Below are 2,749 nucleotides of genomic sequence, written 5' to 3' on the forward strand. Positions count from 1 at the left end.
AAATTTCTCGGGCGGTTCTCGGGTCCTCGCAAGACCAGTCGGCCTTCGTCAATCATGCCCAACTCGAAGTCCCCCGCCCCTTCCACCAGTTGGACGAGCATACGGGTTTCGGGATTCTCAGCGACAAGCGCCCTGATCTTCAGGGCGATTTCCGAGGGGATCCCCCCAACCTCGCTACCGGGCTTCAACCGAACCTTCAGCGTCGTGTAGTCATCCGCAGGTCGAACCAGAACGGCAAGGTCACCCGGCGCAACTGCGCCGAGGCTCTCCGCGGTGGCCGAGACAAGGGCGCTGGCGTTCAAACCGGTCATTTCCGTCACCACGACGGTCGCCTTGGCTTTGCCCGGATCGCGGGTGTCGGCGCCTTCAACACGGCCGTCATAGATGCGCATCTCAGCCCCCTTACCGATACCGGGCAAGGGCGGACCGGTCAGCGTGAGGGGCGGACCGATCGCCGACACCTCCCAGGCGACCGGATGCGTCCGTCCCGTATTGCCCAGGGCCTTTTGGGTCAGATCTCCTTGGAAGTAGGGAATCTGGGGGCTTTCCGCCGCCACCAGAGCGGGGACCTGACGGGCGATCTGAGCGTATGTCATGGGTTGATCCCCCACCCCGGACATAACCTGGAGCAGGGCGTCGGTGAAAATGCCCTTGCCGTTTTTCTCCAAAGCCGGATTGCTGTCCGTCGCGGCGGAAAAAACGACAAGCCCCGGCATGGCTTCCGTCGTCCACCCCTCACTGCCGTCGCCGCCCTCTCCCTCGGCTGCCGGATTTTTCAGGTCTTCCGGCATAGGGGTAAAAAAACGTGCGAGCGTGGTTCCTTTATCCGGCGCCCGGGTCGCCGTGCCGGAATTGCAGGCATCGAGAATGACGGTGATGTTCCTGGTTTTCCGGTACAGCCGCGCCAGCATCTGGTTCATCTCGTCGTCCAGCATGTCTCCAATGCCGTCAGTCCGTGCGTCGTGGAAGAGGAAGGTCTCATCCCATTCGTCGGGTTCGTCCCCGTTTTTATCGCGGGCCTGGGATCCGTGACCCGCATAGAAAACAACGGCCACATCGTTTTCTCTCGCCCGAGAGACGAGCATGGTGTCAAATGCCGCCCTGAACCCCGCCGTCGTCGCTTTTTCATCAAGGAGCATGCAGACGTTTTCCCTGGGAAAGCCGTAGCCGTTCTTCCCGGTCAACATGTCGTAAAACCGTCTGGCATCATTGGGAGGCCCCGGAAGGTCGGGAATTCTGTCGTTCCTGTATTCACCGACCCCGACAATGAGGGCGAGGCGCCGCCGGCCGTCGATTTCAACAACATCGGCGCCACCGCAGAGGATGCCCGGAGCATTGGGATTCCGCGCAGTCAAACCGCCGTTTTTCCCGGCGTCAATATGGCCGCATGCGCCGAAAAATATCAGAAAAGCGACCGTCAGACCCGACAGAAAGGCTTGACGCCCACGCTTTTGGTACAGATATTCTATCATTGCAACCTCCCGTCGGATGCGAAAAAACGTCCTTTCGCTCTCCGCTCCGTTATGGTACGGGTAAGATATTCAGATATATCCAATGCTCTTGCCCGCCATTACGATATCAGCTTGACATATCCATCACGGACATCGACAAAGGAACAGGCTATGCTTGACGAACTGAGAAAACCATTTTTCATCGCCGCCGTTGTCGCCATCTTCCTGGTCGTTCTGGTGGAGTTGGGGTCGGGATTCACCGTCAGCGGCATCTTCTACCTCGGCATCCTGGATTCCCTGGTGCTGTTCACGATTCTTCTGGTAGGCGCCCCCCTGGTCATCACCCACCGTTTCCACGGCCGCATTCAGGGCGTCGTCACCTTCCTCTTTTCGTTCCTCATGTTCATCGGATCCGTCGCCATGGTTTTCGCCGCGCTGGGTTTGCTGCTTCTGATGGTTTCCCTCCTGATGGCCATCCCCTTTGGACCGATTGTTTATCTCAAGGAATACGGACGGTTCGACAGAACCGCAGCCGCGGCGACGCTGAGTCTCGCCATGGCGCTCAAGCTCGGCTTCTCGGTGTTGATGATGCTGGCCCACCAGCGATTTCTGGAGAACAAGGGGCTCGTGCTGATCGTCCTGACATCCTTCATCGGCACCATCCTCCTGGGCTTCCTGCACGGGCTCTTTCCCCGCTTTCTGGCCAGCATCACCGACGACATCGGCGCCATCGTCATTGCGGTGTTGACCTTGATCTGGGCGCTCTTCTATCTTGTCGGGGCGATTCCCGCCATCCTGAAGGCACTCCGGGTGGACAAATCGGTGACCTGATCACTCGATGCCGACGACGGCCGGTGTCGTCGGGGTGCAGCCGTCACAGGCCAGACGGATAATGCCGCCGTCATCGAGCACCACGAGATCGGCAGTGTCGACGACCTCGCACACCTGGACCTTGCCGCCGCCGCAACCCGCGGTTACCGTCTTGCCTTTGGGAAAATAGGAGACCTCCAGTTCGGGGCGACCTTGAACGGCGATATCGGCACCGACGTGGGTGGGGAACTTGAACCGGTCCGACACCTTCAACAGTTTCTTGGGGGTTACGCGGACCCCCGGTCCCCGGGCGGCGGCGCCCGATGTTTCACAGCGGCAGACTTGCAGGCTCAACCCGGCCCTTTCGGCCCTCAGCACCGCTTTCTCGAAATCGGTCCAGTCCCAGAACCCCTTGTCCCGTTTCGATATTCGGACCAGGCAGGGGGTGTCCCCCGTCAGCCGGAACGTCTTCTGTCCACTTCGGCACG

3 protein-coding genes are annotated in these 2,749 nt (G+C 60.0%); 1 reads left to right on the top strand and 2 read right to left on the bottom strand.

All coding sequences use genetic code 11. From position 1 onward, the window contains the following. Positions 1–1,472: caspase family protein (locus AB7S84_RS17145; RefSeq protein ID WP_428156023.1), on the bottom strand; the 1,472-nt coding region annotated here is incomplete at its 3' end. A 150-nt stretch (positions 1,473–1,622) separates the two neighbouring features. Here AB7S84_RS17145 and AB7S84_RS17150 point away from each other — a divergent pair. Beyond that, the gene (locus AB7S84_RS17150) at positions 1,623–2,282 is read left to right on the top strand and encodes a hypothetical protein (protein WP_020875633.1); all 660 of its coding nucleotides are present in this window, start codon (positions 1,623–1,625) and stop codon (positions 2,280–2,282) included. Here AB7S84_RS17150 and AB7S84_RS17155 read toward each other — a convergent pair. Next, positions 2,283–2,749: hypothetical protein (locus AB7S84_RS17155; RefSeq protein ID WP_428156025.1), on the bottom strand; the 467-nt coding region annotated here is incomplete at its 5' end. It lies immediately after the preceding gene.

It is taken from the genome of Desulfococcus sp. (genome assembly GCF_050178255.1).
In the GTDB taxonomy this organism is placed as follows: domain Bacteria; phylum Desulfobacterota; class Desulfobacteria; order Desulfobacterales; family Desulfococcaceae; genus Desulfococcus; species Desulfococcus multivorans.